18 protein-coding genes are annotated in these 17,174 nt (G+C 70.9%); 7 read left to right on the forward strand and 11 right to left on the reverse strand.

Going from position 1 to position 17,174, the window contains the following annotated elements:
• Positions 1–3 precede the first annotated feature (3 nt).
• Genes sufC through ABD798_RS35310 form a run of 5 tightly spaced genes read right to left on the reverse strand, consistent with a single transcriptional unit; the run spans position 4 to position 4,506 of the window.
• The gene (gene sufC / locus ABD798_RS35290) at positions 4–759 is read right to left on the reverse strand and encodes a Fe-S cluster assembly ATPase SufC (protein WP_344885292.1); all 756 of its coding nucleotides are present in this window, start codon (positions 757–759) and stop codon (positions 4–6) included.
• Positions 760–793: 34 nt separating this feature from the next.
• Positions 794–1,114, reverse strand: a complete 321-nt coding sequence (locus ABD798_RS35295; protein ID WP_344885295.1) for a non-heme iron oxygenase ferredoxin subunit — start codon at positions 1,112–1,114, stop codon at positions 794–796.
• A complete protein-coding gene (gene sufD, locus ABD798_RS35300; protein WP_425549328.1) occupies positions 1,114–2,226 on the reverse strand; it encodes a Fe-S cluster assembly protein SufD in 1,113 nt (370 codons plus the stop codon). The genes ABD798_RS35295 and sufD overlap by 1 nt, the downstream gene beginning before the upstream one ends.
• A 58-nt stretch (positions 2,227–2,284) precedes the next feature.
• Positions 2,285–3,739 carry a Fe-S cluster assembly protein SufB gene (sufB, locus tag ABD798_RS35305; RefSeq protein ID WP_344885301.1) on the reverse strand — a complete coding sequence of 485 codons (1,455 nt, stop codon included), beginning with the start codon at positions 3,737–3,739 and terminating at the stop codon, positions 2,285–2,287.
• On the reverse strand, positions 3,736–4,506 hold the full coding sequence (locus ABD798_RS35310) for a helix-turn-helix transcriptional regulator (RefSeq protein WP_344885304.1): 771 nt from the start codon (positions 4,504–4,506) through the stop codon (positions 3,736–3,738). The genes sufB and ABD798_RS35310 overlap by 4 nt, the downstream gene beginning before the upstream one ends.
• Before the next feature lie 139 nt (positions 4,507–4,645).
• Here ABD798_RS35310 and mptB point away from each other — a divergent pair, with 139 nt between their 5' ends.
• The 3 genes from mptB to ABD798_RS35325 all read left to right on the forward strand — a co-directional run bounded on the left by mptB (position 4,646) and on the right by ABD798_RS35325 (position 7,956).
• Positions 4,646–6,208: a polyprenol phosphomannose-dependent alpha 1,6 mannosyltransferase MptB gene (gene mptB / locus ABD798_RS35315; protein WP_344885307.1), complete on the forward strand. Its 1,563-nt coding sequence runs from the start codon at positions 4,646–4,648 to the stop codon at positions 6,206–6,208.
• Positions 6,209–6,271: 63 nt separating this feature from the next.
• On the forward strand, positions 6,272–7,183 hold the full coding sequence (locus ABD798_RS35320; protein WP_425549329.1) for an ABC transporter ATP-binding protein: 912 nt from the start codon (positions 6,272–6,274) through the stop codon (positions 7,181–7,183).
• On the forward strand, positions 7,180–7,956 hold the full coding sequence (locus ABD798_RS35325) for an ABC transporter permease (RefSeq protein ID WP_344885313.1): 777 nt from the start codon (positions 7,180–7,182) through the stop codon (positions 7,954–7,956). The genes ABD798_RS35320 and ABD798_RS35325 overlap by 4 nt, the downstream gene beginning before the upstream one ends.
• A 257-nt stretch (positions 7,957–8,213) precedes the next feature.
• Here ABD798_RS35325 and ABD798_RS35330 read toward each other — a convergent pair whose 3' ends face one another.
• Positions 8,214–8,594 carry an MmcQ/YjbR family DNA-binding protein gene (locus ABD798_RS35330; protein ID WP_344885316.1) on the reverse strand — a complete coding sequence of 127 codons (381 nt, stop codon included), beginning with the start codon at positions 8,592–8,594 and terminating at the stop codon, positions 8,214–8,216.
• Positions 8,595–8,623: 29 nt separating this feature from the next.
• Complete coding sequence (locus tag ABD798_RS35335) at positions 8,624–10,081, reverse strand: aminotransferase class V-fold PLP-dependent enzyme (protein WP_344885319.1); 1,458 nt, start codon at positions 10,079–10,081, stop codon at positions 8,624–8,626.
• A gap of 218 nt (positions 10,082–10,299) precedes the next feature.
• On the opposite strand from ABD798_RS35335, the gene ABD798_RS35340 reads away from it, so the two are divergent.
• From ABD798_RS35340 to ABD798_RS35350, 3 genes are all read left to right on the forward strand, one after another.
• Complete coding sequence (locus ABD798_RS35340; protein ID WP_344885322.1) at positions 10,300–11,250, forward strand: COX15/CtaA family protein; 951 nt, start codon at positions 10,300–10,302, stop codon at positions 11,248–11,250.
• A 435-nt stretch (positions 11,251–11,685) separates the two neighbouring features.
• Positions 11,686–12,267: a TetR/AcrR family transcriptional regulator gene (locus ABD798_RS35345; protein ID WP_344885325.1), complete on the forward strand. Its 582-nt coding sequence runs from the start codon at positions 11,686–11,688 to the stop codon at positions 12,265–12,267.
• Positions 12,264–12,935, forward strand: coding sequence for a TetR/AcrR family transcriptional regulator (locus tag ABD798_RS35350; protein WP_344885328.1), 672 nt, complete (start codon positions 12,264–12,266; stop codon positions 12,933–12,935). Before ABD798_RS35345 ends, ABD798_RS35350 begins: the two co-directional genes overlap by 4 nt.
• Here ABD798_RS35350 and ABD798_RS35355 read toward each other — a convergent pair.
• The 4 genes from ABD798_RS35355 to ABD798_RS35370 form a co-directional block, all read right to left on the reverse strand.
• Entirely contained in the window at positions 12,903–13,640 is a 738-nt protein-coding gene (locus ABD798_RS35355) for a nucleotidyltransferase domain-containing protein (protein WP_344885331.1), read from the reverse strand. The genes ABD798_RS35350 and ABD798_RS35355 overlap by 33 nt on opposite strands.
• Positions 13,637–14,119 carry a GbsR/MarR family transcriptional regulator gene (locus ABD798_RS35360; RefSeq protein WP_344885334.1) on the reverse strand — a complete coding sequence of 161 codons (483 nt, stop codon included), beginning with the start codon at positions 14,117–14,119 and terminating at the stop codon, positions 13,637–13,639. Before ABD798_RS35360 ends, ABD798_RS35355 begins: the two co-directional genes overlap by 4 nt.
• Before the next feature lie 79 nt (positions 14,120–14,198).
• Positions 14,199–15,074, reverse strand: coding sequence for an ATP-grasp domain-containing protein (locus ABD798_RS35365; RefSeq protein WP_344885337.1), 876 nt, complete (start codon positions 15,072–15,074; stop codon positions 14,199–14,201).
• A complete protein-coding gene (locus tag ABD798_RS35370) occupies positions 15,071–15,406 on the reverse strand; it encodes a hypothetical protein (protein WP_344885340.1) in 336 nt (111 codons plus the stop codon). The genes ABD798_RS35365 and ABD798_RS35370 overlap by 4 nt, the downstream gene beginning before the upstream one ends.
• A gap of 128 nt (positions 15,407–15,534) precedes the next feature.
• On the opposite strand from ABD798_RS35370, the gene ABD798_RS35375 reads away from it, so the two are divergent.
• A complete protein-coding gene (locus ABD798_RS35375) occupies positions 15,535–17,154 on the forward strand; it encodes a DUF885 domain-containing protein (RefSeq protein WP_344885343.1) in 1,620 nt (539 codons plus the stop codon).
• The last annotated feature ends 20 nt before the right edge of the window (positions 17,155–17,174 follow it).

Below are 17,174 nucleotides of genomic sequence, written 5' to 3' on the forward strand. Positions count from 1 at the left end.
GGATCAGGCAGAAGCCGTGTAGCGCACGTAACCGTCGCGCTCCAGCACCTCGGCCAGCTCGGCGCCGCCGGACTCCACGATGCGCCCGCCCGCGAAGACGTGCACGAAGTCCGGGGTGATGTGCTTGAGGATGCGCGTGTAGTGCGTGATCAGCAGGACACCGGTCTCACCGTTGGCCTTGTAGCGGTTCACGCCCTCGGACACCACGCGCAGCGCGTCGACGTCCAGGCCGGAGTCGGTCTCGTCGAGGACGGCGAACTTCGGCTTGAGCAGCGCCAGCTGGAGGATCTCGTGGCGCTTCTTCTCACCGCCGGAGAAGCCCTCGTTGACGCTGCGCTCGGCGAAGGCCGGGTCGATGTCCAGCTCGGCCATGGCCTGCTTGACCTCCTTGACCCAGTGGCGCAGCGCGGGAGCCTCCTCGCGCACGGCGGTGGCCGCGGTGCGCAGGAAGTTCGACATCGACACGCCCGGAACCTCGACCGGGTACTGCATGGCGAGGAACAGGCCCGCGCGAGCGCGCTCGTCCACGCTCATCTCCAGCACGTCCTCGCCGTCCAGCAGCACGGAACCGCCGGTGACGTCGTACTTGGGGTGCCCGGCGATCGCGTAGGCCAGGGTGGACTTGCCCGAGCCGTTGGGGCCCATGATCGCGTGGGTCTCGCCCGCCCTGATGGTCAGGTCGACGCCCTTGAGGATCTCCTTGGCGCCGTCCTCGGTCGCGACCGTGACGTGCAGGTCCTTGATCTCCAGCGTGGCCATTGTTCTTCGTTCTCCTGATGTGGCGAGAAAGCAGTCAGCGGTTGGTCGGGGTGGTGACGTCCACGTGGACATCGCCGTCGTGCACGGAGGTCGCGTAGACGTCCACGGGGTCGAAGGCGGGCGGGCTGAGCGGCTCACCGGTCTCCAGGTCGAAGCAGGCGCCGTGCAGCCAGCACTCGATGCCCTCGCGCCCCACCTCGCCCTCGCTCAGCGCGACCTCGGCGTGCGAGCACTCATCGCGCAGCGCGTGCACCTTCTCGCCCTTGCGGACGAGGACCACGGGGGTGCCCGCGACCTCGAAGCCGACGGGCTTGCCGTCGGTCAGCTCGGCCAGCGGGCAGACCCGGGTGGTCATCAGACGCCCACGGCTTCCAGCTCGGCCTCGATGGCGGCTTCGAGCCGCTCGCGGACCTCGGGCACGGTGATCTTGGCGATGATCTCGTGGAAGAAGCCGCGCACGACCAGCCGTCGCGCCTGCTCCACCGGGATTCCCCTGGCCTGCAGGTAGAACAGCTGCTCGTCGTCGAAGCGGCCGGTGGCGCTGGCGTGGCCCGCGCCCTCGATCTCGCCGGTCTCGATCTCCAGGTTCGGCACCGAGTCCGCGCGCGCCCCGTCGGTCAGCAGCAGGTTGCGGTTGAGCTCGAAGGTGTTCGTGGCCTCGGCCGCCGCGCGGATCAGCACGTCGCCGATCCACACGGTGTGCGCGTCCTCGCCCTGCAGCGCGCCCTTGTAGACCACGTTGCTGCGGCAGTTCGGCACGCCGTGGTCGACGAACAGGCGGTGCTCCAGGTGCTGGCCGGCGTCGGCGAAGTACACGCCGAGCAGCTCCGCGTCGCCGCCGGGACCGTCGTAGGCCACGGTCGGGCTGATGCGCACCAGGTTCCCGCCGAGGGTCACCACGGTGTGCCGCAGCGTCGCGTCGCGGCCGACCTTGGCGTGGTGGGAGGTCACGTGGACCGCGTCGTCGGCCCAGTCGATCACGGTGACGACGGTGAGCTTCGCGCCGTCGCCCACGACGACCTCGACGTTGTCCGCGAGCACGCCGCTGCCCCGGTAGTCCAGGACGACAACGGCTTCGGAGAACTGCTCCGCGCGCAGCTGCACGTGGCCGTAGGCGGTCACGCCCTCGCCCGCGCCGGTGATCGTCACCAGCACCGGCTCGGTCGCGACGATCTCCTTGCCGACGGTGACCAGGGTGGCTCCGGTGAAGGAGTTCCACGCCTGCGCGGCGACCCGGTCACCCGGGGTGCCCGCGACGCCGAGGCGGGCGTCGCCGCGCTCGACGGTCTCCACCGCGACGCCCTCGCCCGCGACGACCTCGACGGTCGTCTTGCCCGTGGTCGCGGCCTCACCGAGGTGCAGGCCCGCGATGCGCTTGAGCGGGGTGAAGCGCCAGTTCTCCTCGCGGCCGCCGGGCACCTCGAAGGCGTCGACGTCGAAGGAGGTGAACCACTCCGACCGGGTCATGCCGGGGGCGATCCGGCTGGCCGGGGTGGTGCTGTTGGTGTCGGTCGAAACGGCCATGTCAGCCGACGGCCCCTTCCATCTGAAGCTCGATGAGCCGGTTCAGCTCGAGCGCGTATTCCATCGGCAGTTCGCGGGCGATCGGCTCGACGAAGCCGCGCACGATCATCGCCATGGCCTCGTCCTCGGTCAGGCCGCGGGACATCAGGTAGAAGAGCTGGTCCTCGCTGACCTTCGAGACGGTGGCCTCGTGGCCCATCGCGACGTCGTCCTCGCGGATGTCCACGTACGGGTAGGTGTCGGAGCGGCTGATGGTGTCCACCAGCAGCGCGTCGCACTTCACCGTCGACTTCGAGTGGTGGGCGCCCTTGTTCACCCGGACGAGACCGCGGTAGGAGGTGCGGCCGCCGCCGCGCGCCACCGACTTGGAGATGATCGTCGAGGAGGTGTGCGGCGCGAGGTGGGTCATCTTGGCGCCCGCGTCCTGGTGCTGGCCCTCGCCTGCGAAGGCGATGGAGAGCACCTCGCCCTTGGCGTGCGGGCCCATCAGCATGACGGCCGGGTACTTCATGGTCACCTTGGAGCCGATGTTGCCGTCGACCCACTCCATGGTCGCGCCCTCTTCGGCCTTGGCGCGCTTGGTGACCAGGTTGTAGACGTTGTTCGACCAGTTCTGGATCGTGGTGTAGCGGCAGCGGCCGCCCTTCTTCACCACGATCTCCACGACCGCGGAGTGCAGCGAGTCCGAGGAGTAGATCGGGGCGGTGCAGCCCTCGACGTAGTGGACGTAGGCGTCCTCGTCGACGATGATCAGCGTCCGCTCGAACTGGCCCATGTTCTCGGTGTTGATCCGGAAGTAGGCCTGCAGCGGGATCTCCACGTGCACGCCCTTGGGCACGTAGATGAACGAGCCGCCGGACCACACGGCGCCGTTGAGCGCGGAGAACTTGTTGTCACCGTGCGGGATGACCGAGCCGTAGTACTCGCGGAAGAGCTCCGGGTGCTCCTTCAGCGCGGTGTCGGTGTCCAGGAAGATGACGCCCTGGGCCTCGAGCTCCTTGTTGATCTGGTGGTAGACCACCTCGGACTCGTACTGCGCGGCGACACCGGCGACCAGGCGCTGCTTCTCCGCCTCGGGGATGCCGAGCCGGTCGTAGGTGTTCTTGATGTCCTCGGGCAGGTCCTCCCAGCTCTGGGCCTGCCGCTCGGTGGAACGCACGAAGTACTTGATCGAGTCGAAGTCGATCCCGCTCAGGTCGGAGCCCCAGCTCGGCATCGGCTTGCGGTCGAACAGCCGCAGGCCCTTCAGCCGCGACTCCAGCATCCACTCCGGCTCGTCCTTCTTCGCGGAGATGTCGCGCACGACCTCCTCGCTGAGGCCGCGGCGCGCGCTCGCTCCGGCGTCGGTGGCATCCGCCCAGCCGTACTCGTAACGACCGAGGCTGGCGATCGTCTCTTCCTGCGTGAGCGGCTCGGTCACCGTGGTGGGTGTGCGCTGTTCGGCAGCGGCAGTCATACGGGCTCCCTGAAGGAATCGGGGCAGGTCTCATCCGCGTCCGGTGCGGCTTCCGGACCCTGGCTCTTCTGGTGCTTCTCCCGCGTGGAGGCGGGAAGGTGGGTGGTGCACGCCGCGTCGCCCCTGGCGATCGTGGCCAGTCGCTGCACGTGGGTGCCGAGCAGGTCGGCGAACGCCGCCGTCTCGGCCTCGCAGAGTTGCGGGAACTCCGCGGCCACGTGGGCGACCGGGCAGTGGTGCTGGCACAGCTGCTCGCCGGCGCCGACCTGGCGGGTCGAGGCAGCGTATCCCTCGTGGGTCAGCGCCAGCGCGAGCGCCCTCGCCCTGGCGTTGGGGTCGGGATTGGCCAGCACCGAGGCGCGGTGCCGCTCCACCAGCGTGGCCATCCGCTGCTCGGCGAAGGCGCGCACCGCCTGCTCCCCACCAGCGTCGGCGAGGAAGCGCAGCGCGGCGACCGCGAGGTCGTCGTAGGCGTGCCCGAACCGGCCGCGGCCGGTCTCGGTGAGCAGGAACAGCTTCGCCGGGCGGCCCCGTCCCCGCTGCACCTTGGTGGAGGCCTCGCGGGTGCGGACCTCGCCGTCGGCGAGCAGCGCGTCGAGGTGGCGCCGCACGGCGGCCGGGCTCAGACCCAGCTCGTCGGCGATCACCGCGGCGGTCAGCGGTCCCCGCTCCAGCAGCAGCCTGGCCACGCCCTGGCGGGTGCGGCCGTCGGCGTGCTCCCGCTGCGCTGGCTGCGCAGCCGGTGACGGGGGCCCGACGTTTTTCACAACACAAGTCTTGCTTATTTCCTCCGGCGGGGCAAAGCGCCCCCTCCCAGCGTGACCCGACTCACCCCCGGCGCCGGTCAGCGAGGCTTTCCCGCCCGGAGCGGGCTCACTCGATCCGGGATCGATAGTGTTCAGCGGCGTGAGGGCGGGCGAGAAGACACCACCTGCGGACACCGGGTCCCAGGCGGGCCCGGGTGCCGTGTCGCTGAACTCCGTCGAGCTCCGCCAGCTCGACTGGGTCCGGCGTCTGGGCACGCTGGGCGCGCTGCTGATGGCGGTGGGCGCGGCGGGCGCGGGCGCGGCGCCGGTGTTCAACCCGGTGCCGAGGGTGCCGCTGATCGGCCTGCTGCCGAGGGTGCCGACCGTCTCGATGGCGATCGTCTACACCGGCATGTTCCTGGTGATCTCCTCCTGGCTGTGGCTGGGCAGGCTGACCGCCTCGGGCAGGCCGAGGGTGATCTCGCGCTCGCAGATGGACCGCACGCTGGTCATGTGGATGATCCCGCTGGCCATCGCCCCGCCGATGTTCTCCCGCGACGTCTACAGCTACCTGGCGCAGAGCAAGATCGCCTTCCTCGGCCTCGACCCGTACGAGGTCGGCCCCGCGCAGGCGCTCGGCGTCGACGACCCGCTGACCAGGGGCGTTCCCAACGTCTGGCGGGACACCCCTGCCCCGTACGGCCCGTTCTTCCTCACGCTGGGCAAGCTGGTCAGCTGGATCGCCGGGGACCACGTGGTGACCAGCGTGCTGCTGCACCGGGTCATCGCGCTCGCGGGCATCGCGATGATGCTCTGGGCGGTCCCCCGCCTGGCCCGCAGGTGCGGCGTGCGGCCGGTGACCGCGCTGTGGCTCGGCCCCGCCAACCCGCTCGTGCTGTTCCACCTGGTCAGCGGCGTGCACAACGAGGCGCTGATGGTCGGGCTGATGCTGGCCGGGCTGGAGATCGCGCTGCGCCCCGGGATGCGCTGGATCCTGATCGGCGCCACGGTGATGACCTGCGCCGCGGCCGTGAAGGTCAGCGCGGCGCCCGCGCTCGGCTTCCTCGGCGTGGCGCTCGCGCTGCGCTGGGGCGGCACGTTCAAGGACCTCTTCCGCGCGGCCGGGTTGCTGATCGCGGTGTTCGCCGGGGTGCTGGCGGTGATCGTCCTCGGCAGCGGTCTGTCGCTGGGCTGGGAGGACTCGCTCGTCGCGCTGGAGAAGATCCAGTCGTGGAAGTCGCCGATGACGTGGCTCGGCGGGCTCGGCGGTTCGCTCGGCGTGCTGCTGGGCTTCGGCGACCACACCGCGTCGGTGACCGCGGCGTGGCGCGTCGCGGGCGGGATCGGCGCGGTGGCGGTGCTGGGGTGGCTGCTGTGGACGTGCTTCCGCCGCGGTGAGCGCTACCTGCACCCGATCACCGGCGTGGGCATCGCGCTGGGCACCATGGTGGTACTCGGTCCCATCGTGCACCCGTGGTACCTGGTGTGGGCCGTGGTCCCGCTGGCCGCGTCGACGAACTCGCTGCGGTTCCGGGTGGTCGCGGTCGTGCTGAGCATCGCGATGTCGGTCGTGGACACCCCGCCGGGCGCGAACTACGGCGGCCGCGAGTTCGTGGTGCCGTGGGCGATCCTCGCCGGGCTGGCCATCGCGGGGCCGCTGGTGCTGGCCGTGCGCAAGCGGATGCCGGGGCGGGTGCGGGCGCCGCGATCGGCCTCCCAGTAACGAGTGCGCCAGCTCACCCGCTTAGGCTCTGCTCCCGTGGACCCCAGAGCCGACTCCGCCGCGCTGGACGTCAGCGGGCTGGTCAAGCGCTTCGGTTCGACCACCGCCGTCGACGGGCTCGACCTCCGAGTGGCACGCGGTACCGTTTTCGCCCTGCTCGGCCCGAACGGCGCGGGCAAGACGACGACCGTGGAGATCTGCGAGGGCTTCCAGCGCCCCGACTCCGGAACCGTGCGGGTGCTCGGGCTCGACCCGATCGCCGACTCGGCGAGGCTGCGCCCCAGGATCGGCGTGATGCCGCAGGGCGGCGGCGCCTACCCGGGAGTGCGCGCGCGGGAGATGCTGGAGCTGGCCGCCTCCTACGCCGCCAGCCCGCTCGGCGTGGACTGGCTGCTGCACGAGCTGGGCCTGTGGGAGGTCCGGCGGACGATCTTCAAGCGGCTCTCCGGCGGCCAGCAGCAGCGGTTGTCGCTGGCCTGCGCGCTGGTCGGCCGCCCGGAGCTGGTGTTCCTCGACGAGCCGACCGCGGGGATGGACCCGCAGGCCCGCCGCCTGGTCTGGGAGCTGGTCGGCGCGCTGCGCTCCGACGGCGTGACGGTGGTGCTGACCACGCACCTGATGGACGAGGCCGAGCAGCTCGCCGACCGGGTCATGATCATCGACAACGGCCGCGTGCTGACCGAGGGCAGCCCCGACGAGCTGACCAGCCGCGACGCCAGCTGCCGGACGCTGACCTTCCGCTCCCGCGCCGGGCTCAGCCTGGACCTGCTCTCCGGCGCGCTTCCCGAGTCGTGCACCGCGGTGGAACCGAGTCCCGGGAACTACCTCGTCGAGGGCGAGATCGACCCGCAGGTGGTGTCCACGGTGACCTCGTGGTGCGCGCAGCAGGGCGTGCTCGCCGACGAGCTGCGCGTGGGCAGGCGCGGCCTGGAGGACGTGTTCCTCGAACTGACCGGACGGGAGCTGCGGTCATGACCAGGTTCGCCGAGGGCGCGTTCCGCCCCGCTCCCGGACGCGCGCCGCTGGGGTCGATGCTGCTGGCACAGACCCGTGCTGAGACCCGTTTGGTACTGCGTCACCCGGAGCAGCTGCTGCTCAACCTGCTGATCCCGATGGCACTGCTGGTGGGACTGAGTCTGCTGCCGCTGCTGTCGCTGCCCGAACCCAGGGTCGACTCGGTGACCCCGCGCATCCTCGCGCTGGCCGTGATGTCCTCGGCGTTCACCGGACAGGCGATCGCGCTCGGCTTCGACCGGCGCTACGGCGTGATCAAGCGCCTCGCCGCGACCGCGCTGCCGCGCTGGCTGCTCGTGGTGGGCCGGGTCTCGGCGGCGTTGATCGTCGTCGCCGCGCAGCTGGTGGTGCTCGGCGTGCTCGCGGCGCTGCTCGGGTGGCAGCCCGCCGCGTCCGGCCTGCTCGCGGCCGTGGTGCTGGTGGTGCTGGGCACCCTGGCCTTCGGCGCGCTGGGCGTGCTGCTCGGTGGCGCGCTGCGCGCGGAGGTCGTGCTGGCGCTGGCCAACGTGGTGTGGTTCGCGCTCCTGCTGGCCGGGGGCATCATCGTGCCGTTGGACCAGCTGCCCGACGGCTTGGCCGCCGTGGTGGGCTGGCTGCCCTCCGGCGCGCTCGCCCAGGGCTTGGACTCGGTGCTGACGCTGGGCGGCTGGCCCGGGTGGCAGTCCCTCGTGGTACTCGTGGCCTGGGGAGCAGGAGCGGGACTGCTCGCCGCCCGCACCACCAAGCTCGCCTAGGCCCTGTCCGGTAAGTCATCAGGTTTGCCGGTCTTGAAGACCACCCAACCCCCGCCCCGGCCGTCTTCAACGACAGCAAACCCCGCAAGACCGCAGGGTTTGCGGCGGTTAGCGATGATCAACAGCGGGGTTTGCTGGTCTTGAAGACACCCCAACCTCGGCGACACCGTGACCGGAACGCACAGCGCAACCACTTGCAGGACAGGGCCTAGCCCCGTCCCGCCCCACACCGCCCCTGGCCCACCGCCGCATTGGTTTCACTCGTGCGGCGGCGCGGGGGCGGTGTCGAGCTGGGCGAGGAGGGTCTTGGGGGCCACCATCCGGTAGGCCTCCTCGACGATCTCGCCGATCTCCGCCCACTCCAGCTCCACGTCGAGGTAGACGCCGAGCCAGCCCCGGTGCCCGACGTAGGGCGGCCGGAAGAAGCGCGCCGGTTCCTCGGCCGCCAGCTCCTCCTGCACTCCCGGCGGGGCCGCGCACCAGAAGCCGAGCCGGTCGTCGTGGTGGTGGTGCGCGTAGGTGACGAAGGTCTTGCGGTCGCGGACGAACCACGTCGGCTCGCCGTGGCTGAGGCGCTCGGTGGTCTCGGGCAGGGCGAGGCACAGCTTGCGCAGCTGCGGCAGCGGGTCGGCTGTCATCACCCGATACTGCACCCGGACCGGCGTGATCAGCAGTGCAACCTTGGCGGCAACCCGGTCCTGTCCGGTACTCGGTCCCGATAGGTGCGCACGGACCAGTCGACGAAGCGGTGGACGTCGGCGAAGGTGCTCGCCAGTCCGAGGGAGACCCGCACGCCGCCGCCGTTGGGCACGCCCATCGCGCCGAGGTAGTCGTCCAGGGTGATCATGGTGCCGTCGGTCGGGGTCGCGAGCTGGGTCACCCCGAGCGACAGCGCCGCCTCGCCCGCGCCCGGGTTGCAGAAGCACCCGGTGCGCAGGGAGATCCCCGCCGCCGCCGACTCGCGGCTGACCAGGCGCTCGTCGACGAGGTCGCCGTCGGGGGTGAGGAAGTTGAAGGCGATCGTGCCGCCGCGCCCCTCGGTCGTGCGGGGGCCGTAGACGAGCACCATCGGCTCGCCGTTGCCGTGCCGGAGTTCGCAGAGCTCCTCCAGCAGCCACGCGGTCAGGCAGCGCACGCGGGTGTGGATGGTCGGCATGCCGATCTGGCTGATCCACCGCAGTCCGACCGAGACGTCGGGCAGCTGCAGGAAGTTCAGCGTGCCGTCCTCGAAGGCACCGGGTGCCGGGTCGAGCCGGTGCCAGTCGCCGAGCGCGCTCGCGCCCCAGATGGTGCCGCCGGAGAACCAGGGGCGGGTCAGCTCCTCCACCGCGTCCCTGCGGGCGACCAGCGCGCCGACGCCCGTGGGGTAGCCGAAGACCTTGTACCAGCTGACCGGGACGAAGTCCGGCTTGTGCACCGACAGGTCGAGTGAGTTGCTCGGCGCGAAGGCGGCGGCGTCCAGCAGCACGCGCCAGCCGAGGCGCTGCGCCAGCTGGACCCATTCGAGCGGGTGCTGCACGCCGGTGAAGTTGCTCTGCGCGGGGTAGGCGAACAGCCGGGGCCCGGTCCGCTCGCGGTCGAGCTCGGCGAGCAGGGCCTCCTCGGGGACGCGCATGTCCGGTCCGCTGATGTGCGCGAGGCCGATGGAGGAGCCGCGGTTGCGGGCGTACTCGCGGATGCCCACGACGGAGTTGTGGTTGTCCTGGGTGAGCAGCAGCCGCCCCTGGGGGCCGAACGGGAACGCTTCGCCGACCAGACGGCACGCGCCGGTGGCGTTCGAGGTGAAGATCACCACGTACTCGTCCGGGTCGGCGTTGAAGAACCGCAGCACGTCGCCGCGCACGGCCTCGACCAGCTCGGTGGAGCGCACGGACGAGGGGCTGTCGGAGTGCGGGTTGCCGTAGACGCTGGAGCGCAGGCGGGCCAGCTGCGCCCGCAACTGCGCGTCGGAGACCAGGCCGGAGCCGGTGTAGTCGAGGTAGCAGTGCTCCTCGGCGTCCAGGTGCCGGTACTCGGTACCGCGAAGCCGGTCGAGGGCGGCGGTGTCGGAATATGCCGGGTAGCGCAGCAGGAATGCTTCCTCGTCGCGCCTGCCGCCACGAACCGAGGACTTTTTACGAATCATGTTCCACATTCGCGCTCACCGCCTTTCCCATCGAACCCGCAGCGCAGAGGGGGTCGGAAACAGGATAGGGAATCACCCCAACGGGAGTGGTCACAATCAGACCCAGATGAAAGGGCAAACGTTGGGCGGCGACCTCTGATATGCACTCAGATCGACTGCACGTTGCACGTCGCCGGGGTGGGCGGTCCGTCTCAGGGAGGCCGACCTACGATCGGTGGGTGCCCGCATCGTCCCTGCTCCGCGTCGCCGCGATCGTCAACGTGGTGATGCAGTCGATCATCGCGGTGACCGGTTCGGTGGTCCGGGTGACCGGCTCCGGCCTCGGCTGCCCGACCTGGCCCAACTGTCAGCCCGGCAGCCTCGTCCCGGTACCGCACCCCGAGTTCGACCAGGTGCAGCAGTGGATCGAGTTCGGCAACCGGCTGCTCTCCGGCCTGGTCGGCGTGGTGGCGCTGGTCTGCCTCTACCTGGCGTGGAAGCGCACGCCGCGCGGCTCCAGGCAGGTGCGGCTCGCCGCGATCATCCTCGTCGGGGTGCTAGCCCAGGGCGTCGTCGGCGGCATCGTGGTGCTGCTCGGCCTGGTGTGGTGGACGGTCGCCTTCCACCTGCTCGTCTCGATGGCGCTGGTGTGGGCCTCGGTGCTGTTCCTGCACTCGGTGGCCGAGGGCGTGGAGGGCGAGTACCGCTCGCTCGTGCCGCGCCCGCTGCGCCAGCTGCTGATCGTCACCACGGTCGCGCTGGCCGTGGTCCTGGTGCTGGGCACCATGGTCACCGGCGCGGGCCCGCACGCGGGCGACCCGGAGACGCCTCGGCTGAACCTGCCGATCGCCCAGCTCGCCCAGTTCCACGCGGACGCGCTGTTCCTGTTCCTGGGCATGCTGATCGCGCTCGGTTTCGCGCTGCGCGCGGTGAACTGGACCCGGCTGATGCGGCGGTGGTACTGGGTTCTCGTCGCGACCGTGCTCGCCCAGGGCTCACTGGGCATGGTCCAGTACTGGACGGGCGTGCCGGAGTCGCTGGTGTCCTTCCACGTCCTCGGTGCCGCCGCCGTCACTGCCGTGATGGCCGGGCTGTGGACGGTGTGTGGGGAGCGCGTGCCCACTCCTGGAGCTGGTGAACCAGAGCTTCCGAGCGAGCCTCGTCATAAGGCTCCAGCGACGACGGCGTGAGCGTGCCGCGGTCGACGTAGTTCCCGGACTCACCCGGCTGCGGGCCGGTCGCTGTCCTGCGTCCCAGGCGCGGCGAGTCGCTTGACGGTGTCCCACTGGTCGTTGCCCGTGATCATGATCAGTGTGTCGATGGCGAGCACGTTCACCGCAAAGATGGTCTCGACGCTGTCGGCGGTCGCAGCGTCGACCGTGGCCGTCTGCAGGCCCGCGTTGCCAAGGAACCCTTGCGGGGGCGGGATCTCCGTTGACGACGCGCTCGTTGATCCGCTTGGCAGCGGCCCTGACCTGCCCGATCGAGGCGTGGTCACACTCGTCGCGGGTCAGCAGGCGCAGGTGCGGCTCAGATCGGCCTCCTACGCTCGAACCGGTGGATACTCAGTTTCTTTTGGTACTCGGTACCGTAAAGAACTTAGTACCGGTCGTTACGCTGCCCGTGTGGCCGACCTGAGAGATCGCAAGCGCCAGCGAGCGCGGGACCAGATCGTGGACGCCGCCTTCGCGCTGTTCGCGAAGCGGGGCTTCCACGACGTGACAGTCACCGAGATCGCCGAGCGGGCCGAGGTGGGGCGGACGACGTTCTTCCGCTACTTCGGCGACAAGCAGGAGGTCGTCTTCTCCGACGAGCAGGGCCTGCTGGAGCAGATGACCGAGCACCAGCGCGCGTTCGATCCCGTTACCGCGAGGAGCGTCTGTCCCGCGATGCGGCAACTGCGCGGGACGGTTCTCGCACTGTGCGAGGCGATCACCAAGGACAGGAAGCGCTACCTGGTGCACGAGCGGCTGCTGGAGGAGAACCCCGAGCTGGTGGACCGCAGCATTCGCAAGGTCCAGCGCTTCACCCAGGCCCTCGAAGACGTCCTAGTGGAACGGGGCACGCCGAGAGAGATCGCGGTGCTCGCGGCGCAGCTGTCGCTCGGCTGTTTCCAGGCGGGCCGACGACTCGCCGACGGGAACCCGTCCAGGCTGGTCAGCGAGGTCGAAGCCGCTTTCGAGCGCGTGGTGGGGCGGCGACCGTGAGCACACGCGCACGCATTCTGGAAGTGACTGCGGAGTTGCTGGCGAACTCGCCGACCGGTGAGGTGTCCACGCGCGCGATCTGCCAGGCAGCCGGGGTCGGACAGCCGGTGCTGTACCGCCAGTTCGGCGACAAGGGCGGGCTGCTCGCCGCCGTGGTCGACTACGGCTTCGAGCAGTACCTGGAGTCCAAGCGAGCCCGCGTACCCTCCGAGGACCCGGTGCGCGACCTCCGCGAGGGATGGGACGCGCACACCAGTTTTGCGTTGGCGCACAAGAGCTTCTATCGCTTGATGTACTCCACGTCGACGACCGCCTCCCCCACTGCGGGGGCCGAGGCGTTCCGCCTGCTGGTGGCGACGTTGGAGCGCTGCGCGGCTGCCGGGCGCCTGCGCGTGAGCCCGGTCGTCGCGGCGCGCATGGTGATGTCGGCGAACGTCGGCGTGGCGCTGATGATGATCACGCGTCCGGAGCAGTTCGACGATCCCGGGCTGTCCCACCAGGTTCGCGACGCCGTGCACGCGCGCATCCTGTCCGACCCCGCGCCGACGCCCTCGGCGGTCGCCCCGGTGGCCGCCCACCTCAACGCGCTCCTGGCCGACTCCCCCGCCGCGCTCAGCGACGCGGAAACCGCGCTGCTACGCGACTGGCTGACCCGGCTCTCCCCCTGACACCGGGGGACGTCGATAGCCGACGAGGAGGCGGCCACCGACGGTGTCGAGGACATCGGAGACCGTGCGGTGGAACGGTTCGGGCGCATCGCCGACCACTAGCGCTCGGTAGGTGGAGAGCAGCGACGCGCACACGACGGGGTCGGTCTCGCGGAGCCTTCGCAGCAGCCACTTGCCGGTGCCCAGCCAACTGCCGTGCGCGCTGAGCACCAGCTCCGCGACCGTGGTCAGCAGGCGGTTGGCGGTCAACAGCCGTTCGTCGGGATCGGTCGCGCCCGCGAGATCGTCGAGCAGGTCCGTCACGCGGTACCGAGCGTCCTCCAGCTCCACCGGGGTCAACGGTGGTGGCCCAGCGTCGAAGCGCTCCCGCGAGGTCGAGCACGCCCACTCGCCGATCCCGGAGTGGTCGAAGAGCAGGGTTCCCTTGGCGCACATGTGCAACAGGGGCGACCCGCGCTGTGCGATCTCACGGTCCACAAAGGACACGAAGGTCTCGCGAGTGTGCGCGAACAGCTCGACCGGCCAGCCGTCGTGCTCGGCGGTCACGCGGAACGGCGGCGGCGGGTCGGACACGAACACCACGATGTCCAGGTCGGATGTGGGCGTCCGATGCGCCGACGTGGCGCCACCGCCCAAGATCGCCGCGAGCGCCGTCGGGTGGTGCGCCGCGACGTAGGAACGGGCCGAGTCCTGCGGGGCGCTCACCGGCGCCGTGAATGGGTTTCCCAGCGGCCGCGCAGCTGCGACAGCTCGCCGGAGAGCCAGGAGTAGAACTCGTCGACCTTGCGGATGCGGTCGGCGCGATCGCCCTGACCGCTGAGCATCCGCAGACCGCCCGTGGTCAGCTCGCTCACCTCGGCGACCGCCTCCAGGCGGCGCAGCATCACGTTGGCCCACGCGTCCTCGCGGACCTGGTAGACCGCCGCCTCGCGGCCGCGGCGGGTGGTCTTGCTGATCAGGCCGCGCGCCAGCAGCAGGCGGACGTTCGTGCTGATCGAGCCGCTGCTCGCGGACAGCGCGGCGCCCAGCTCCGCCGCGGTGCGCTCGACGGGATCGCAGATCAGCAGGAACGCCAGGATGCGGCCCGCGATCAGCGGCATGCCCTCCTGCGCCTCGAACCGGGCCGCGAACGACTCGATCCAGTCCGACGGCTGCCGTCCGCCCACCCGACTCGTGTCCGACACCGCGCGCCCCCAGCTTCAGTGAGTTCCCAGCTTCAGTGAGTACTGAAGCCACGATGGTATCGGAACTTCGGAAGTGGGGTCAGCGGCGCGCCAGCTCCGCGCGCACGGCAGAGGCGAAGCGCAGCGGAGCACCCGGATCGGCCTGGCGGAAGCCCAGCGAGGGCTCCGCCAGCTCCAGTTCGAGCAGCAGCGGAGCGCCGTCGGTCCCGCTCAGCACATCGACCCGCGCGTACAGCAGGTCCGAGCGCTCGATGCCGTGAATCCCGCAAGCGGCGTCCAGCGCGTCCTCGGCGAGCGTGCGCCTGGCCGCGTCCGGCACCGCAGGCTTCAGTCGCTCGTCGACGAACAGCGCCGACATCTCGACCTCGCCGCGCGGCAGCATCGGGCCCTTCACGAACCCGTGCGAGTACCGGCCGCCGAAGAAGACGAGCGCCGTCTCCCCTTCGACGTCCACCGCGGGCTGATAGGGCTGGAGAACCACCGTGCGGCCCTGAGCGTGCAGAGCGGCCATGTGCGCCTCCGCGCGCTGTCGCTCGGAAGGCAGGAATCGCCCGGCGCCCTGCGAGCCCGCTCCGACCGCGGGCTTCAACGCGATCTCAGTGTCATATGGGCCCAGGTCCGCACCAGGCGGTAGCAACTGCGTCGGCACCACGGGCAAGCCCGTCGCGGCGAGATCCGCCATGTACGCCTTGTCGGTGTTCCACCGCACCAGGTCAGCGCGGTTGGCCAGCGCGGGGACGCCGTCGCACCACTCCAGGAACTCGGTACGCCGCAGCGGGTAGTCCCACGTGGACCGGAGTACCACGAGATCCGCGCGCTCAGCGTCGCGAAGGGAGTCCCAGGGCCGCCACTCCGCCTCGATGCCGACCTCGGCCAGCACGGCGGGCAACGGCGTGTCGTCGCCATCGCTCTCCGGCAGCTCGGCACAGGAGGCCAGCAGGACGCGAGGGCTCACTTCCGCGCTCGCGGGCCCGCCATCCTGCGGCGGTGGGCGGGGCCGATCACGGTGGCGGCGACGGTCTCGCGGTCCCACTCCGAGACCTGGACGCCGTCGACAGCGGCGCAGACGGCCTCGGCGGTGGCGATGTCGGGGACGACCACGTCACCGAGCGCGCCGTCGGAGCCGACGAGGGTCAGCCGGACACCGGCGTTGCCGATGTACTGGATCACGGCGCGGGTGGGGTCACCGTGCTCGGCGACGAAGGCGTTGACCACCGCGACCGTCCTGGCCGGGGCGGCCGGAGCGGAGGGGGTGGAGGGCGTGGCGGTGGCGGTCTGCTCGCTCATCTCGATGAGCCTAGAGCCGTGATCGCTTCGGCAGAGGTGTCTTGAAGTACAACAAAACCGCCCTCCGGTTGTGCCTCGGCGGCAGACGAGCCGCGACACAACTCGTTAGAACGGCTAAGTTCCTGGGGGTGACCGATCTGCGAACCCTCCTTGACTCCTTCGTCGAGTGGCACCTGGACGCCCACCCGGTCCGCGCCACGCTGCTGGGCGCCACGGGTCGCGAGGACACCCTCGGCGACCAGACCGCCGCCGCGTGGACCCGCCGTGACGCCGAGACCCGCGAGTGGCTGGACCGCTTCGCCGCCGTCGACGCCTCCGGCCTGTCCCTCGACGACTCCGTCGACCGCGACCTCGTGCTCGCGACGCTGCGCGGGGAGGCGATCCTGGCCGACGAGCCCGACTGGCGCCGCGACCCCGGTCTCTACGTCGGCCCGATCCTGTCCGGCCTGTTCACCCTGTTCCTGCACCGGCTGCGACCCGAGCCGGAGCTGGTCGCCTCCGCCGTGGCGCGGCTGCGCGAGGTCCCCGGCGTGCTCGCGGCGGCCAAGGCGAACCTGGACGCCTCGATCTCCCCCGCGCTGATCGTGAAGCGCGCGCTCGGGCAGACGCGCAGCGCTCGCGCGTTCCTCACCACGGCGCTGCCGGGCGAGGTGGCCGACGAGTCGCTGCGCCGCACCCTCGCCGAGGCCGCCGGCCCCGCCGCCGACGCCTTCGACGAGTTCGCGACCTGGCTGGCCGAGTTCGCCGAGCGCGCGAACGGCGACTGGCGGATGGGCGAGCGCAAGTACTCGGCGCTGCTGCGGGAGCGGGAGCTGCTGGGCTACGGCGCGACCGAGCTGCACGAGCGCGGCGAACTCGTCTACGCCGAACTGGACGCGCAGATGCGGGAGCTGGCCACGAAGGTGCCCGGCGGCTCGCCGGACTGGCACGCCGTGATGACCGCGTTGCAGAACGACCACCCGCCGACGCTGGAGGCGATGCGCGCGGAGTACGCGGCGGAGACCGAGCGCGCGCGGCGGTTCCTGATCGACAACGACCTGGTGCCCTTCGCCGAGGGCGAGCAGTGCCGTGTGGTTCCCTCGCCCGGTTTCCAGCGGCCGATCCTGTCGGTGGCCTTCTACATCGCCCCGCCGCCGCTGACCTCCTCGCGGCTGGGCCACTTCTTCGTGCCGTTCACGCCGGAGGACTTCACCGAGGAGCAGGTGCGCCAGCGGCTGGCCACCAACTCGCGGGCGCAGATGCCGACCATCGCCGTGCACGAGGCCTACCCCGGTCACCACTGGCACCTGTCGTGGATGGCGGGCAGCGACCGCACGGTGCGCAAGCTGTTCCGCACCCCGTACTTCTCCGAGGGCTGGGCGCTCTACGCCGAGCGGCTGCTCAGCGAGAACGGGTACTTCGCCGATCCCGCGCACGAGCTGGCGCACCTGGAGGCGCGGATCTTCCGCGCGGCGCGGATCGTGGTCGACACCGCGCTGCACTGCGGCGAGATGAGCATCGAGGAGGCCGAGAAGCACATGGCCACCAAGGCTTCGCTCACGCCCGGCACCGCGGTCGGCGAGGTCAACCGGTACTGCGCGTGGCCGACGCAGGCGCCGTCGTACCTGACCGGCAGCCTGGAGATCGAGAAGATCCGGGAGGACTACCTCGCGGCCGGGCGCGGTGACGTGCGGTCGTTCAACGCCACCATCGCGGGCTCCGGCGCGCTGCCGCTGGGCCTGGCCCGCAGGGTCGCGCTGGAGAGCTGAGGCAGGAGGGGCGTCGGTGG

It is taken from the genome of Allokutzneria multivorans (assembly GCF_039537405.1).
Lineage (GTDB): Bacteria > Actinomycetota > Actinomycetes > Mycobacteriales > Pseudonocardiaceae > Allokutzneria > Allokutzneria multivorans.